17 protein-coding genes are annotated in these 14,524 nt (G+C 56.2%); 7 read left to right on the top strand and 10 right to left on the bottom strand.

Translation table 11 applies throughout. The features are described from left to right. Positions 1-19: 19 nt before the first annotated feature. The 6 genes from DA373_RS00390 to DA373_RS00365 all read left to right on the top strand — a co-directional run bounded on the left by DA373_RS00390 (position 20) and on the right by DA373_RS00365 (position 5,645). Positions 20-1,957: a (Fe-S)-binding protein gene (locus tag DA373_RS00390; RefSeq protein WP_107850386.1), complete on the top strand. Its 1,938-nt coding sequence runs from the start codon at positions 20-22 to the stop codon at positions 1,955-1,957. Beyond that, entirely contained in the window at positions 1,950-3,167 is a 1,218-nt protein-coding gene (etfA, locus tag DA373_RS00385; RefSeq protein WP_107850385.1) for an electron transfer flavoprotein subunit alpha, read from the top strand. Before DA373_RS00390 ends, etfA begins: the two co-directional genes overlap by 8 nt. Next, the gene (etfB, locus tag DA373_RS00380; protein ID WP_107850384.1) at positions 3,157-3,936 is read left to right on the top strand and encodes an electron transfer flavoprotein subunit beta; all 780 of its coding nucleotides are present in this window, start codon (positions 3,157-3,159) and stop codon (positions 3,934-3,936) included. The genes etfA and etfB overlap by 11 nt, the downstream gene beginning before the upstream one ends. Before the next feature lie 260 nt (positions 3,937-4,196). Next, on the top strand, positions 4,197-4,964 hold the full coding sequence (locus DA373_RS00375) for an NAD(P)-binding domain-containing protein (protein ID WP_107850383.1): 768 nt from the start codon (positions 4,197-4,199) through the stop codon (positions 4,962-4,964). A gap of 70 nt (positions 4,965-5,034) precedes the next feature. After that, complete coding sequence (locus DA373_RS00370; protein WP_014292062.1) at positions 5,035-5,193, top strand: YqaE/Pmp3 family membrane protein; 159 nt, start codon at positions 5,035-5,037, stop codon at positions 5,191-5,193. 98 nt (positions 5,194-5,291) lie between these two features. Beyond that, positions 5,292-5,645, top strand: coding sequence for a DUF4112 domain-containing protein (locus DA373_RS00365; protein WP_107850382.1), 354 nt, complete (start codon positions 5,292-5,294; stop codon positions 5,643-5,645). On the opposite strand, the gene DA373_RS00360 is transcribed toward DA373_RS00365, so the two are convergent. The 3 genes from DA373_RS00360 to tnpA form a co-directional block, all read right to left on the bottom strand. Beyond that, a complete protein-coding gene (locus tag DA373_RS00360; RefSeq protein WP_107850381.1) occupies positions 5,638-5,988 on the bottom strand; it encodes a DOPA 4,5-dioxygenase family protein in 351 nt (116 codons plus the stop codon). The genes DA373_RS00365 and DA373_RS00360 overlap by 8 nt on opposite strands. 172 nt (positions 5,989-6,160) lie before the next feature. After that, a complete protein-coding gene (locus DA373_RS00355; protein ID WP_198650188.1) occupies positions 6,161-6,601 on the bottom strand; it encodes a universal stress protein in 441 nt (146 codons plus the stop codon). Positions 6,602-6,709: 108 nt separating this feature from the next. Beyond that, complete coding sequence (gene tnpA / locus DA373_RS00350) at positions 6,710-7,123, bottom strand: IS200/IS605 family transposase (protein WP_198650198.1); 414 nt, start codon at positions 7,121-7,123, stop codon at positions 6,710-6,712. Between the two features lie 60 nt (positions 7,124-7,183). Between tnpA and DA373_RS00345 the strand changes: the two genes are divergently transcribed. Continuing rightward, a complete protein-coding gene (locus tag DA373_RS00345; protein ID WP_107850378.1) occupies positions 7,184-8,365 on the top strand; it encodes an RNA-guided endonuclease InsQ/TnpB family protein in 1,182 nt (393 codons plus the stop codon). Between the two features lie 60 nt (positions 8,366-8,425). On the opposite strand, the gene DA373_RS00340 is transcribed toward DA373_RS00345, so the two are convergent. From DA373_RS00340 to DA373_RS00315, 7 genes are all read right to left on the bottom strand, one after another. Further along, complete coding sequence (locus DA373_RS00340) at positions 8,426-8,782, bottom strand: universal stress protein (protein WP_107850377.1); 357 nt, start codon at positions 8,780-8,782, stop codon at positions 8,426-8,428. A gap of 94 nt (positions 8,783-8,876) precedes the next feature. Next, a complete protein-coding gene (locus tag DA373_RS00335; RefSeq protein ID WP_107850376.1) occupies positions 8,877-9,212 on the bottom strand; it encodes a hypothetical protein in 336 nt (111 codons plus the stop codon). A 439-nt stretch (positions 9,213-9,651) separates the two neighbouring features. Next, positions 9,652-9,822: a DOPA 4,5-dioxygenase family protein gene (locus DA373_RS16400; RefSeq protein WP_232821151.1), complete on the bottom strand. Its 171-nt coding sequence runs from the start codon at positions 9,820-9,822 to the stop codon at positions 9,652-9,654. Continuing rightward, positions 9,819-10,001 (bottom strand): DOPA 4,5-dioxygenase family protein, encoded by a 183-nt coding sequence (locus tag DA373_RS16395; protein WP_232821150.1) that lies wholly within the window; start codon positions 9,999-10,001, stop codon positions 9,819-9,821. Before DA373_RS16395 ends, DA373_RS16400 begins: the two co-directional genes overlap by 4 nt. 49 nt (positions 10,002-10,050) lie before the next feature. After that, positions 10,051-10,791, bottom strand: a complete 741-nt coding sequence (locus DA373_RS16245) for a hypothetical protein (RefSeq protein ID WP_157953659.1) — start codon at positions 10,789-10,791, stop codon at positions 10,051-10,053. Beyond that, positions 10,788-12,440 carry an RNA-directed DNA polymerase gene (locus tag DA373_RS00320; protein ID WP_107850375.1) on the bottom strand — a complete coding sequence of 551 codons (1,653 nt, stop codon included), beginning with the start codon at positions 12,438-12,440 and terminating at the stop codon, positions 10,788-10,790. Before DA373_RS00320 ends, DA373_RS16245 begins: the two co-directional genes overlap by 4 nt. Before the next feature lie 468 nt (positions 12,441-12,908). After that, positions 12,909-14,288, bottom strand: coding sequence for a DEAD/DEAH box helicase (locus DA373_RS00315; protein WP_107850374.1), 1,380 nt, complete (start codon positions 14,286-14,288; stop codon positions 12,909-12,911). Positions 14,289-14,524 lie beyond the last annotated feature (236 nt).

Genomic DNA, 14,524 nt, shown 5'->3' with positions numbered 1-14,524 from the left:
CCTGCCTGAGGAGCCCGCTATGTTCGAGCCTGTGATCCCTTATCTGCTTATGCTGGCCTTTGCCCTGGCCGCGATCGGTGCCGTGCGCCGGGTGCGGTTGTGGCGCCGGGGCCAGGCCAGCCCCGTGGCCTTCTGGCAGGGGCTGGCCGCCATGCCGCGTCGCTATCTGGTGGATCTGCACCATGTGGTGGCCCGCGATAAATACATGTCCAACACCCACGTGGCCACCGGCGGCGGCTTTGTGCTGGCGCTGGTGCTGGTGGTGCTGGTGCACGGCCTGGGCCTGCACAGCGCCTGGCTGGTATGGCCCCTGCTGGGCGCCAGCCTGCTGATGACGGTGGGCGCCCTGTTTGTGTGGAAGCGCCGTCGAAAGCCTGCCAGCGACCTGCCCAATTCGCGCCTGTCGCGCGGCCCCTGGCAGCGGCTGCCGAAAAGCCTGCTGGCGTTTTCGGTTGGCTTTTTCATTGCCACCCTGCCGGCCGCCGGCATTCTGCCGGAAGGCACCGGCAGCACCCTGCTGGGCCTGCTGTTATTGGCGCTGTGCGCCTGGGGCCTGGGCGAGCTGGTGTTTGGCATGGCCTGGGGCGGCCCCATGAAGCACGCCTTTGCCGGTGCCCTGCATCTGGCCTTTCACCGCCGTCCGGCCCGCTTTGGCGGTGGCCGCGACACCGGCCTGAAGGCGATTGATCTGACCGCCGACAAGCTGGGGGTGGAAAAGGTCACCGACTTTAAATGGAACCAGCTGCTGGGTTTTGACGCCTGCGTGCAGTGCGGCCGCTGCGAGAGCAAGTGCCCGGCCTTTGCCGCCGGTCAGCCGCTCAACCCCAAGAAACTGATCCAGGACATGGTGACCAGCCTGGCCGCCCAGGAAGAAGTGGCCTACCACGGCAGCCCGCACCCGGGCCAGGAAGGCGCCGCCCGTACCGGCTGCCCCGACAAGCCGCTGGTGGAAAGCATGCTCGACAGCCAGACCCTGTGGTCGTGCACCACCTGCCGCGCCTGCGTGGAAGAGTGCCCCATGATGATTGAGCACGTGGATGCCGTGGTGGACATGCGCCGCTACCTGACCCTGGAGCGGGGCCAGACCCCGGGCAAGGGCCAGGAAGTGCTGGAAAACCTGATCGCCACCGACAACCCGGGCGGCCTGGCCCCGGCCAGCCGTAGCAACTGGGCTGCCGATCTCAATATGCCGCTGATGAAGGAAGTGGGCGAGGCCGATGTGCTGCTGTGGGTGGGTGACGGCGCCTTTGACATGCGCAACCAGCGCACCCTGCGTGCCCTGGTGCAGCTGATGCAGGCCGCCGGCGTGGACTTTGCCTACCTCGGCAACGAGGAGCTGGACTCCGGTGATCTGGCCCGCCGCCTGGGTGACGAAGCCACCTTCCAGCGCCTGGCCAGGGCCAATATTCGTACCCTGGGCAAGTACCGCTTTAACCGCATTGTGACCGCCGATCCGCACTCGCTGCAAAGCCTGGGCACCGAATATGCCGAGCTGGGCGGCGAGCTGAAGGTGGTGCACCACAGCGAGCTGCTGGCCGATCTGCACCAGCAGGGACGGCTGGCGTTCAGCAACGGCCAGAGCGGCAGGCTGACCTACCACGATCCCTGCTACCTGGGCCGGTATAACGGTGTGTATGACGCGCCGCGCTACCTGCTCGATCAGCTGGGCTATGCCCGCACCGAGATGGAGCGCAGCGGGTTCCGCTCCCGTTGCTGCGGAGGCGGTGGCGGCGCCCCGGTCACCGACATTCCCGGCGAGCGCCGTATTGCCGACATGCGCATGGACGACGCCCGGTCGGTGGATGCCGAGCTGATGGCGGTGGCCTGCCCTCAGTGTACCCTGATGATGGAAGGGGTGGTGGAGCCACGGCCCGAGGTGAAGGACATTGCCGAGCTGCTGCTGGAGGCGCTGATCCTGCCCGCCGAACAGCCGAAGAAGGAGGAAGCTCATGTCTGACATTATTCGCAAGGATCCGCGGCTGGCCTGGATTGCCCGCAACCGGCTGCATCCGCGCCACGGTGAACTGAGCGGCGAGCCCCTGCGCGGCCCCACCGGGCTGCTGCGCAAGAACCCGCGCCCCCAGTGGCAGTACGGTCCCAGCGGCCTGCGCCGGCTGGACCGGCTCAATATGAACGGCGCCGCCGGGGTGACCACCCTGGTACGCAAGGCCAGCGAGCAGCCACAGCTGCCGCTGCACACAGTGGACAATCCGCAGCACTATATTGCGGTCTGGCTGCCGCTGTCCGGCGGCCGCCTCACCGGCCATGGCAAGGACGTGCTGGGCCTGGCCCAGCAGATGGCGGCGGCCCAGGCCCAGAGCACCGCCGTGCTGGGCCTGGTGTGCGGCGAGCTGAAAGACAGCATTGACGAGGCCGGGGTGGATCGGCTGCTGCAACTGGACGGGGTAGAGGGCTACCAGCCCGAAGCCTGGACCGAGCTGTGCCTGCAGGCCGACAGCGAATATCAGCCGCTGCACTGGCTGTTCCCCGATGCCGGCGAGTCAGCCGAGCTGGGCCGCCGGCTGGCGGTGGCCCTGGGCGAGCGGCCCGCCACCGGGGTGTGGAAGTGGGAGGGCGATCAGGTTATCGCCCGCAGCGGCGCCGGTCATCAGGACATTACCCGCCCGCTGTGCCGGTTGCTGTTGCTGCTGGAAGAGTGCGCCATGCCCTGCACCGAGCATCGTTACCAGACCCTGCCGGTCAGCTTTGAGGCAGACACCCTGCCCACCGTTAGGGTGCACGACGGCGGCCGGGTGGCGGTGGATCCCGCCGACATACCCCTGGCCGAGGCGGAGTTTATTCTCTCCGCCGGTAACGGCGTGCACGACTGGGAGCAGTTCCACCAGGCCGCCACCCTGCTCGGCGCCGCCGAGGGCGCCAGCCGGGTGGCGGTGGACGACGGCTTTATGCCGCGCAGCCGCCAGGTGGGCGCCACCGGCACCTGGGTAAGCGCCCGGGTTTATATTGCCGTGGGCATTTCCGGCGCCGTGCAGCACCTGCAGGGCCTGGGCAAGGTGGAGAAGGTGGTGGCCATCAACCAGGACACCGACTGTGACATGGTGAAACGCGCGAACTTAAGCGCCATTGGTGACAGCCGCGAAATTCTGGCGGCGCTGATGGCGCTGGCGTCCGCCAAACCGGAGCAGGAGATAAGTGATGCAGCCTGAACAGTTGAAGATTGCGGTGCTGGTGAGTGAAGGCCGTCACCCGGTGTCGGGCCGCACCCGCCGTGCCATGCAGGACGCCTGCGCCCTGGAAGTGGCCTTTGCCCTGAAGGGGGAGCTGGAAGTGATCCATGCCGGTGATCCGGAGCGCCCGGCGCTGCAGGATTATCTGGGCATGGGACTGGAGCGGCTGACGGTGCTGCGCCAGGGCCAGAACGACGACGCCCTGTCGGTGCTGGCGCCCTACCTGGACGAGAAACAGCCCGACCTGTTGCTCACCGGCATTCATGCCGAGCAGGGCGAAGGCTCGGGCATGCTGCCCTACCTGCTGGCCGAGCACCTGGGCTGGCCGCTGGTAACCGGCATTGCCGCCATCGAATCCATTGACGGCGATCAGGTCACCCTGCTGCAGGCACTGCCGCGTGGCCAGCGCCGGCGTATTACCACCCAGCTGCCACTGGTGGCCAGCGTGGACGAGGCCGCCGCCAGCCCCCGCCAGCTCGCCTTTGCCCGGGCCCGGCGCGGCGCCGTGACCGAGCAGCAACCGGTGGCCCCAAGGCGCGATGCTGACAGCACCGGCTGGCAGTGGCAGGACGCCAAACCCAGGCCCAAGCGCCTGAAGGTGGCCCGCGCCAAAACCGCCGCCGACCGCTTCAGGCAGGCCACCGCCAAGGCCCAGGGGGGCAAGGGACAAATCATTCGCAACGACCCCCAGGCCGCCGCCCAGGCCATTTACGACCTGCTGGTGGAAGAAGGGGTACTGCGCAAATAAGCACTGTCTTGGGGAAGACAACGCAAAACGCCGGCAAATGCCGGCGTTTTTATAATGATTTGTTATTCCCGTGTCTTCCCCGTCACTCCGATGTCTTCTTCCGTCATTCCCGCGTCTTCCCCCGTCATTCCCGCGAAGGCGGGAATCCAGGGCCGACGACTCAAGATCTCGGGTTAGTGGTTGCTCAACCAGCCCCAGCCCAGCATGCTGACCATCACAGAGCAGGGCACAGCCAGCACGTTAACCATGAGTAAACCGACATGACCATACCCATCCTTGGCATTCTGGGCGTTGGCCACCTGGCCACCTATACGGTAACCGGCCTGCGCAACGGCGGCGACCAAAGGCGCATTATTTTGAGCCCGCGCAATGCCGCAGCGGCCAGCCGGCTGGCCGGACAGTGCCGGTGCGAGGTGGCCGGCAGCAATCAGGAGGTGGTGGAGGGCAGCGACATCATTCTGCTGGCGGTGCGGCCGAAGAGCCTGAGCGAGCTGCTGCAGGATCTGACCTTCAAGCCCGGCCAGCTGGTGATGTCGGCCATGGCAGGGGTGTCGTTGCAGCAGTTGCGGCAACACCCGGCGCTGCAGGCGACGACGCTGGTGCGCGTGCTGCCGCCGGCCAGTGTGGAGGTGGGCGCCGGGCCGGTGCCGCTGTTTCCGGCCAACGCGGCCGCCGAGGCCCTGTTCGGCGCCATGGGAAAGGTGATTGTGCTGGAGTCGGAAGCCCTGTTTGACGTGGCCCTGGCCCACGGCTGCCTGCATGGCTGGAGCTATTTTCTGGTGCAGCAGCTCATTGACTGGAGCGTGGCGCAGGGCATGAGCCAGCACGCCGCCCGGCAGATGGTGGTGCACTCCATCACCAGCGCCATGGCCCTGGCTGAATCCCGCCCCGAGCTCGACTACGGCGACATTGGCAACAGCATTGCCACCCCCGGCACTTTTACTCTGAAAGGCCTGGAGCACATTAAAGCGAACAATGGCCTGCAGGCCTGGTGTGACGCCATGGATGCGGTGAGCAAGGGGAAGTAAGCCCGGTGACGTTGTTGTTTTAAACTCCCCGGGCTAATCTGCCGAAGAAGATGACAACAAGGAGCCAGTCATGGATTTAATCAGAATACTTATCGCCATTCTGCTACCGCCACTGGGCGTCTTCCTGCAGGTGGGGCTGGGTAAGCACTTCTGGATCAATATCATCCTCACCCTGCTGGGCTATATTCCCGGCATCGTCCACGCCGTATGGGTAATCGCCAAAAAGTAGCGCCATGCTCAGGTCATTCCCGCGAAGGAACGTCATCCTCGCGAAGGCGGGAATCCAGAACAGACACTACCGATCTAACCCCAAACACAAGGAGCCCCATGCCCTCCCGCAACTCAAACCACAGTCAGGAAACCCGCGAAAAACTTGACCGCCTGGCCTGGCTGCTGGACAGCGCCATTCGCCTGCCCGGCGGTTTTCGCATTGGCCTGGACGGCATTATCGGGCTGGTGCCCGGGGTAGGGGATCTGACCGGCGCCGCCTTCTCGGGTTACATACTGCTGCAGGCCATTCGCATGAAACTGCCGTTTACCCTGCTGGCGCGCATGGGCTTCAACATAGTGCTGGAAGTGCTGATCGGCAGCATTCCCATACTGGGGGATCTGTTCGACTTTGCCTTCAAGGCCAACCGGCGCAATATGCGGTTGATGGAGAAGTATTTTGAGTCTACCTGAACATACGTAAATCCAGCTCTACCGCATCACCCAGCCAGTAAGCATGGGTGGTGTGATCCGCCAGATTATCGCCGGTATCGGCATGCACCAGTACACTCAGCTCCCCGCGATACCGATCCAGCCAGGGAATAAAGCGATCAAAGTCGGCATGAGTAAATTTCACCTGACAGCTCCACCTGGTATGCGGTCCCACCGGCTTTTGATGAATGCGCCCCACCTCCAGTGCAAACACCTCAGCAATGCGCTGGCAAAGCTGAGTGGCAAACGCCAGGGTGTGCTCATCGAAATAAACGTGGGCATGGTAGGCATTGTGGTTGTTTATTGGGCGTTTGGGGCTGGTCATTAGGGTTACAGACAGTGTGAATGGTGGTAACAGGCTAATGGCTTGTTGGGGAATGGGCAAACGGCCAGCACAGCTTCATGGAATTTACCCGCACGCGTGAAAACCAGACTACCGGGTTACCGTTCAATCGGCATAGAGGCAACCCCGGCAAGAGGCTGGTCGGGCGCCTGATTTATGAAGGGATCAGCAGCAGCGGGTTGAGCGCCCGTCGGCAGATGCCTTCTGCCACACCGCCGAGCGCTGGCTCCCGGCCGGATGGGCCGCCATGTTTGCCAATCACGATCAGCGGGGTTTTCAGTTCACTGGCGGTGTTGCAAACGTCATCCACGGGATCGCCGAGGGCAACACCGATGTCCAGGCGTTCATTATTGTCGGCGAATCCCTCTTCGGCCTTCAGTTCTTCGAAGTCCAGCTGGTGGTCCGGGCTGTTGATGACCATGACCCGGCCGTTGCGTTCGCTTCCCAGCAGCGCGGTGAAGCAGGTCCGGGCCCGGGTGGAGTCCGAAGAGTGATCCGTGACCAGCAGCAAAGGGACGGCGTCATCGATGGGGCCGAGATCGACCGGAATAATCAGCAGCGGCAACCGGCTCTGGCGGGCGAGGTCGAGTGCCACGTTGCCCATAATAAATGGCTAGGTGGCGTTCTCAATTAGTGTAAAGTCCTACCTAGGGTACTCCCTCCGAAGGAGGAGGGAGGGGAATAGCCAAAGGTGCACAACACCTTAAATGGGCCTGTCCTGCTGCTCGATGTATTGCTTTATCACGGTCAAGGGAGCACCGCCACAGGTGCCAGCAAAGTAGCTTCTGCTCCACAACACGTTTTTACCAAACGCGCCGGCAATGTCATTAAACTCCCGGCGCAACCGGCGCGAGCTGACAGCTTTGAGCGAATTGACCAGCTTAGCCACGCCGGGAGTTTTCGGAGACGTGGCAATGAGCAGATGGCAGTGGTCGCTTTCTCCGTTAAATTCTTTTAGCTCTGCATCAAACCCTTCACACAATTCTCTGAAGGTGGCTTCCAGACTTTGCAGATGCAATGTACCAAACACTTTCCGCCGGTATTTGGTGACAAAGACGATGTGAAGGTGCAGGGAGTAGCAACTGTGACGCCCCTTATTATAATCACACACTGATATTGATCCTTTGTGGTTGGCTTCCTATTATATCTACATTACACGCAAACACACTGAATTGTCATGCTGATACGCAAGGCCTACAAATACAGACTGGAGCCTACCGCTGAACAAGCGGCCCGGCTCGCTGTGCTTTGTGGTCATGCCCGATTTGTATGGAATCATGGGTTGCGTCACTGCCTTGAGCAGCTTGACCAAGGCAAGAATATCCCCTGTGCCTTTGAGCTGAACAAGCTCATTACGCAGTGGAAAAAACAGGATGATTTGTCTTGGCTTAAGGAAGCGTACACGGACAACTTGCAACAAAAACTGAAAGACCTGCACGGCGCATGGACGCGCTATTTTGACAAGTCACTGGTGGCTGAAAAGCCCCGCTTCAAAAAGAAAGGTAAAAATCAGGACGCGATCCGCTTTGTAAACTTCAATAAGTATTGTCAGCTAGACGGTAAGCGCGTGAAGCTGCCCGGAAAATTGGGGTGGCTGAAGTTCCGCGAATCCCGTCAGGTGCACGGCATCATTAAGAACTGCACGGTCAGTCTCAAGTCTGGTCACTGGTATATCGCCTTTCAGGTTGAGCAAGAGGTGGCTACCCCCTGTCACCCGTCAACATCTGCCGTGGGATTGGATGTTGGTGTGGCTCGCTTCATCACGTTGTCGGACGGCTCGCACCTGAAGCCACTTAATGCTTTTCGCAAGCATGAAAAGCGCCTTGCTATCGAGCAACGCAAACTGTCACGCAAAGTTAAGTTCTCTGCCAACTGGAAAAAGCAAAAGGCCAAGGTTCAAAAAGTTCATACCCGCATTGCCAACTGCCGCAACGACTACTTGCACAAGGCTTCAACCAAAATCAGCAAAAACCACGCGATGATTGCGATTGAAGACCTTCGTGTTTCTAATATGTCGAAATCAGCCAAGGGCACTGCGGAGCTACACGGAACGAATGTCAAAGCCAAATCGGGACTGAACAAATCAATCCTCGATCAAGGCTGGTATGAGTTCCGAAGACAGCTTGAGTACAAGCAGCATTGGCAAGGTGGTATGTTGTTGGCTGTTCCAGCCCACCACACGAGCCAGACCTGCCCAAGCTGTGGTCATGTATCAAAGGAAAACCGACAGACTCAAGCGCGTTTCAAATGTATCGAATGTGACTACACGAACAATGCGGATTTGGTCGGCGCTTTGAATGTTTTAGAGCGGGGACACCGCTTGTTAGCCTGTGGAGAGTCGGCGTTAGTCACTCAATGAAGCAGGAACCGGCACCTGAAGTAATTTAGGTGCGCCCGGTAATGGGAATCCCCCACCGAATCAAGTGGGGGAGGGTGTCAAAATGAAATCCTGCCCGCGGGAATGGCTGTTGTTGGCGATCAGGAGCAGCCCGGCCTCCCGGCGGCTGGCGATCTCCAGCAGGGAGGAAGTGGCAAAGCCCGAGACGAAGACGGGCTCTGTCGGTATTGTCAGAGACGCTGCCATGTCTGTTGCCAACTGTTCAAGGTGGGTGCGGCGATTGGCGCTGGCCTCCTTGTGGGATCTGTGATGGGGCTCGTCCGCATGGAGCAGGGTGAGTTGCTGTATCCCCAGCAGGGGAACCATGCGTGTCAGCTGAGCCCGGGATTGGTCCCAGCCGGCGGAAAAATCAATGCCTGCGATACAATGCCTGAACATAATACCTCCTTTCGCGGGATGCTAAGCCGGCCTGACATGAACAGTGACTCTTAGTTCAAGAATAGTTCAGGGCCCTGCTTTCTACGGCCTGCAGCTATTTGAGGCGGCTGGCCCGGCGGATGCGTAGCAGCTCGACCTTGATACCCAGCTGGCTGATATCCCGCTGTCGGGCCAGGGCCTCTATCGCCAGGCCATCCTGCTGGAAGGCGATCGGCAGGTTGATGGGGTGGTAGTAGGTACCGCGCATATCGCGGATGATATAAAGGCCACCCTCCAGGTTCACGTAGTGTACCCTGCCGCGGATATATATTCCGGGATCGCCGGGGGTGATATCCAGCCAGCGTGGGCTGCTGGCGTGGGCTGCAGTGGACAGCACCAGTAACAGGAGCAGCCGCAGGGCACACCAGCGACGGCAGGAAAAGCATGACATACAAGGCTCCTGTCGAACACCCCGCCGAACGGCATCGTGACAGGGCACCCTATCCCATTGATGGCACGGATGCCGATGACCTCTCTCCGCTACCGGCCCCGTGCCTGGCGTGTAACGGATCCATGAGTATCAAGCCCGCCTGCAAGGTGGTGATCCATCCTCGCACGCCTATGGCTTAAATTAACTATAGCCGGCCCTGAATCATGATAGGCCGAGCCCCCGTCATTCCCGAGAAGGAACGTCATCCCCGTGCAGACGGGGACGGGAATCCAGAACAGGCACCACCGATCTCACCCCAAACACAAGGACCCCCATGCTAGAAGGCGCGCATGAGCCTGAACCTGCTGCTGGAAATGCTGATCGGCAGTGGGGGATCTGTTCGATTTTGCCTTCAAGGCCAACCGGCGCAATATGCGGCTGATAGAGAAGTAGTTTGAGTCTACCTGAACATACGCAAGTCGAGCTCCACCGCATCATCCAGCCAACAGGCATGGGTGGTGTGATCCGCAAGATTATCGCCGGTATCGGCATGCACCAGTACACTCAGCTCCCCGCGATGCTGATCCAGCCAGGGAATAAAGCGGTCAAAGTCGGCATGAGTGAACTTCACCTGACAACTCCACAGGGTATGTGGCCCCACCGGTTTCTGATGAATGCGCCCACCGCCAGTGAAAACTTCTCGGCAATGCGCTGGCACAGGGAAGTGGCAAAGGCCAGGGTGTGCGCATCGAAATAAATATGGGCGTGGTAGGTGTTGTGGTTATTTATTGGGTGTTTGGGGCTGGTCATTTGGGAGCCTTGGCTGGGTTATGGGAACAGGCTAATATGATTGGATTTTTTAAGTTCCATATGTTTCGATAAAACTATTGTTTACTATGAATTTTTGAACTTCGGAGAATAGCTCTTGGCTGTTAAGTGCGCTAAGATTTAGGCAAAACTCATCGACACTTTCAGTGAATGATATGCCCATTCTAGGGTTGAATAATTCAATTTTTTGTATTTCATTTGGTTTTTTTGAGTAATGATTAAGGACTAAGTATATTAAAACTTGGCGAGTGTCAGTAACACTAAACCTACGCTCCCCAGATTTGATTTCAACCAAAGTTTTATTAGATATCAAATCACCAAAAGACCTATTCAAAAAGCCACACCCATCAAAGTCAGGATCTATAGTAACTTGTTTTCCATGTGCAACATAACGTATATACATGATTCGGAATAGTTCCCTGATTTGATTTTTTTCCTTTGAGGTGAGAGGCAGCTCACATTCTTCACCATAGCTAAATCGTGATAAATAAACTAGTGATTTCTTAATGATTGTATCGAAGTGAGGGTTTTGGTAGTATTTGGCGCTATCAATTTCATTGATTTTTTTTTCTTTGTTGCACAAGCAGCGAAGTAAGTTGAAAGAAATTACGTTAACTAAAGCTGTGTTGTTTTTTCTTTCTGCGGGTTCAAAAGGTTCATACTCAAAATCTAAAAGTCCACCATTAATTAATCTAATGTAATTTTTAGAGTTTGGTAATGTTTCATTCCAGAATGAAGTGAATTTCTTTGAAAAAGTTGACTCAGAGATCATAAGGCTTCCTCAAGATTACGACTAGTTTTTCTAAATGCTCCCCATTCTCGATACAGATCATCTATGAAATTAAATTTCTTTTTGTTATGTGTTAGCCAGTGCTTTCCTTCATCACCTAACAAATAAGATGCAACAATAAATAATCTTCGTTGCCATGGCGTCATAGTGGGAAAGGTTCGCCTAAGCTCTGATAGCCAGTAGTGAGTATTCCACTTGGCCATTGCTTGAGTTACTACTAAGGTGATCAAAATGCTATCAGTGTTTGACTTATATATTTCTGTTAGTATTGTTTGGCTTTCAACACTATTTTCTTTTGAGAATAATTTTACTGTATAGGCTAAGTTTAACTCTGTCTTTAATATGAACGAGTCATTGTGTATTAGCTCTATTATTTTTCTTCGAATCAAGTCTTTAGTGGGTGCTTCAAGCCTTAACCAATTTGTGGTAGCAACTTGTATAATTGTGTTGAATATTGGGTATAGTTCTGAAATGCTGTCAAATATCACATTAAATGCGTCGGAAAGAGTTTTATCTTCAGCTGCTGCAAAGGCTCTAATTAATTGCTTGCTATAAGGTTGGTTTATTTTTGATTTTTGTAGCTCGTTACTAAGCATACCTAATAAGTCAAAGTCTTTAAGTGATTCTTTGACCTCTTCGTATTGTTCAGCTGCATTTTGTGAGTATGGATCAAACCGAATTGGAAGACTCATGAATTTTGCTTTCATTGGCGAGCCTTCATCTTCATCTAAACCATATAGCTTTGATTGAGTTAAAGAGGTGAATTCATCTTTTGAAAGAATGTTTGTTTTATGTTTTTGAAGAGTTAATCCTTCGTTTTCCATCAACTTTCTACTGATTAAAGTAAGTACAGAGTGCGCATCTTCTTTTGTTCCGCAAAAAATAATAAAGTCATCAACATACCTCTTATATCTGATGCCGTTTATGATGAGGATGTGATCTAATGAGTCAAGAGCTAACTCGGCTAAAATTCTTGATGCTGGCCCGCCTACTGGTAAGCCATAAGAGTTTGTGCCAGAAAAAGTTTGAATTAACTTTTTTATTTTTGATGATACATTTTTATTCTTGTCTATTCGGTCTAGTGCATTTTCTAAACGATGATGGTAAATCCTAGTGTAAAAGTCTGCTATGTCACAGGTTACAACATAGTTTATCGATGGATCACCTTTTGCCAAGTCAAGACTATCACTCTGAAATTTCCGCCAATTTATATCTTTATTGAATAGTGAGCCTTGTTCAAAGTTAGGTGAGTATCTATAAGAGTAAACGTAGTCTTCAGTTACTCTGGATTTTTCAAGGTCCTTGCTTATTGATAGAACAAGGCCTAGGAAATATGCATTCCAGTACGGATCTATTTGGGTAGCCCATCTATATCCGTTATAACCTACTGTAGAGCATGTGCTAATGTTTACTGGAGGGCATTCATTTAAACTGTTTTCAAAGTCGCTATGAGTTTCATTTAGTGAGGCTATGAGATCGTCAAATTTGTCATGAAACATTCTTGTTTCATATGGAAATGGAAAGATGTCGGTGTCACCATATTTTACAATGTTTTTTATTGAAAGGGCAAATGATGAATTTAGTTCTGTTTCTTTATATACAAAGTTATCTATCGTGATTTTCGTACTCATTACTTTAAAATCTCTTTTAAATTCTGGTTGGTAATGTTCAGTGATTTAACATTTTCTAGAGAAAGCTACCGCCCATCACTGTTGCTGAGGCGTAAGCGCATGCCTGAATTCCTTGTTGAAGGGCCATATTTTGTCGTATGAGTCTGAAAAGGCAATCTAAAAAGTGCGTTTTGCGAGGCGGGTGTGTGAATTTGGTGAGGTTGTGGGTGGTTTTTGCTGGTGTGCGGCGGTTGATGCGGGTGTATGGGGGGAGTTTGGAGTTGTCTGCTCTGGGCTCCCGCCTTCGCGGGAGCGACGGCTGGGGAGGGAACGACGGGGCTGGGATGATAGTGCACGGGGTTGGGTTTGGTGTTGTCTGTACTGGGTTCCCGCCTTCGCGGGAACGACAAGGAAGGGGCGGGAATGACGACAAACAGGGGAATGACCGCAAACAAAAAGCCGGCCAAGTTGGCCGGCTTTTGAGTTCGCTTAGCGGGAATACCGCTCTGCACGCTTGCCGCGCAGTTTCTTTTTCTTCGGCCCGGCTTTTTCGGTGCCGGTTTTCTTCAGGCGCACCGGGTTGGGGCTGCGCTTTTTGCCGCTGTCGGTGCGGTTGGCCTTGGGCTTGTTATGGCCGCCGGCGCTGCCTTCCAGCTCAATGGTGGTAGCGGTGGCCTTGTTGGAGCGGCCGGAGAGCACCTTGCGGGAGATTTTTTTCAGCAGCACATCCCGGTTGGAGACTTCATAGCCCGGCTTGTTGATGCGCTTGATGGGGCTGCCAATCAGTTTCTCGATGCGTGCCAGGGTCTGCTCTTCTTCCCGGCTTACAAAGGAGATGGCCTTGCCCGGCGCGCCGGCGCGGCCGGTGCGGCCAATGCGGTGCACATAGTCTTCCGGCAGGTAGGGCAGGTTGAAGTTCACTACCTGCTCCAGGCCCTGAATGTCCAGGCCGCGGGCGGCCACTTCGGTGGCAATCAGCACCTGCAGCTTGCCGGACTTGAAGTCGGCAATGGCCCGGCGCCGGCTGCCCTGGCTCTTGTCGCCGTGACATACCGCCGCTTCCACCTTGAGCTTTTTCAGCCCGGCCTGCAGCCGATCGGCCTGCTCCTTGGTGCTGGTGAACACCAGCACCTGAAACCAGTTTTGCTCGTCCAGCAGCTGTTCAAACAGCTCAATCTTGCGGCTTTCTTCCACCGGATACACCGCATGGCGCACGGTGTCGGCGGTGCTGTTCACCCGGGCCACGCGAAGCTGCTGATGGTTGTGCAGCACCTTGTGGGCCAGCTCGTTTACCGCCGGTGAGGTGGTGGCGGAAAACAGCAGGGTCTGGCGCTTGGGGGCGGTCAGCTGCATCAGCTTGAGCACGTCGGCAATAAAGCCCATGTCGAGCATGCGGTCGGCTTCATCCAGCACCACAAATTCCACGTCGGTCAGGGCCACGTTGCCAAGAGTAATGTGCTCCATCAGCCGGCCGGGGGTGGAGATTACCAGATCGGTGCCGGCGCGCAGCTTGTTGGCCTGGCCGCCCATTTTCACGCCGCCATAGAGGGCGGTTACGCTGATGGGCAGGTACTTGGCATAGGCGGTAATGTTGTCGGCCAGCTGCTCGGCCAGCTCCCGGGTGGGCGTGAGGATCAGCGCGCGCGGGCGGCGCTCCACCGTGGCCCTGGGGTTGTCCACCATGCGCTGCAGCACGGGAATGGCAAAGGCGGCGGTTTTGCCGGTGCCGGTCTGGGCGGTGACCTGCAGGTCTTTGCCACGGCGGGCGGGCACCACGGCCTGGGTTTGTACCGGGGTCATTTCACTGTAGCCACAGTCTGCCAGCGCCTGCTGCAGCTCGGGGGCCAGATCCAGAGATGAAAATTGCATGTGAGTTCCTCTGTAGTGTCGCTACAGTCAAAAAATCGAGGGGGGAATATACAGTATTTTCGCGTGCTTGGGCAGCAGGCAGCGCAATGTTGCCGGCTGGCGGGGCCGCAGCCTGAAGGATGATCGCATGCAGTGGACGCCTTGCGTCTGAACTATTTCATTATGCAATAAAGCATATTCAGATATTTAATTTTTAAATGGTCAGACGGACTTCTATTATGGGAGAGTTGAATGAT

The organism is Oceanimonas marisflavi (assembly GCF_003049725.1).
In the GTDB taxonomy this organism is placed as follows: domain Bacteria; phylum Pseudomonadota; class Gammaproteobacteria; order Enterobacterales; family Aeromonadaceae; genus Oceanimonas; species Oceanimonas marisflavi.
The sequence above is the reverse complement of the archived record's forward strand: the minus strand, read 5'-3'. Positions and strand labels throughout refer to the sequence as shown.

Coding starts and splice junctions, on each gene's coding strand:
- DA373_RS00340 (WP_107850377.1), bottom strand. CDS start 8,782: ATGTTCAGGCATTGTATCGCAGGCATTGATTTTTCCGCCGGCTGGGAC.
- DA373_RS00370 (WP_014292062.1), top strand. CDS start 5,035: ATGGATTTAATCAGAATACTTATCGCCATTCTGCTACCGCCACTGGGC.
- DA373_RS00365 (WP_107850382.1), top strand. CDS start 5,292: ATGCCCTCCCGCAACTCAAACCACAGTCAGGAAACCCGCGAAAAACTT.
- etfA (WP_107850385.1), top strand. CDS start 1,950: ATGTCTGACATTATTCGCAAGGATCCGCGGCTGGCCTGGATTGCCCGC.
- DA373_RS00390 (WP_107850386.1), top strand. CDS start 20: ATGTTCGAGCCTGTGATCCCTTATCTGCTTATGCTGGCCTTTGCCCTG.
- DA373_RS00315 (WP_107850374.1), bottom strand. CDS start 14,288: ATGCAATTTTCATCTCTGGATCTGGCCCCCGAGCTGCAGCAGGCGCTG.
- DA373_RS00345 (WP_107850378.1), top strand. CDS start 7,184: ATGCTGATACGCAAGGCCTACAAATACAGACTGGAGCCTACCGCTGAA.
- DA373_RS00360 (WP_107850381.1), bottom strand. CDS start 5,988: ATGACCAGCCCCAAACGCCCAATAAACAACCACAATGCCTACCATGCC.
- DA373_RS00335 (WP_107850376.1), bottom strand. CDS start 9,212: ATGTCATGCTTTTCCTGCCGTCGCTGGTGTGCCCTGCGGCTGCTCCTG.
- DA373_RS00375 (WP_107850383.1), top strand. CDS start 4,197: ATGACCATACCCATCCTTGGCATTCTGGGCGTTGGCCACCTGGCCACC.
- DA373_RS16245 (WP_157953659.1), bottom strand. CDS start 10,791: ATGATCTCTGAGTCAACTTTTTCAAAGAAATTCACTTCATTCTGGAAT.
- etfB (WP_107850384.1), top strand. CDS start 3,157: ATGCAGCCTGAACAGTTGAAGATTGCGGTGCTGGTGAGTGAAGGCCGT.
- DA373_RS00320 (WP_107850375.1), bottom strand. CDS start 12,440: ATGAGTACGAAAATCACGATAGATAACTTTGTATATAAAGAAACAGAA.
- DA373_RS16395 (WP_232821150.1), bottom strand. CDS start 10,001: ATGACCAGCCCCAAACACCCAATAAATAACCACAACACCTACCACGCC.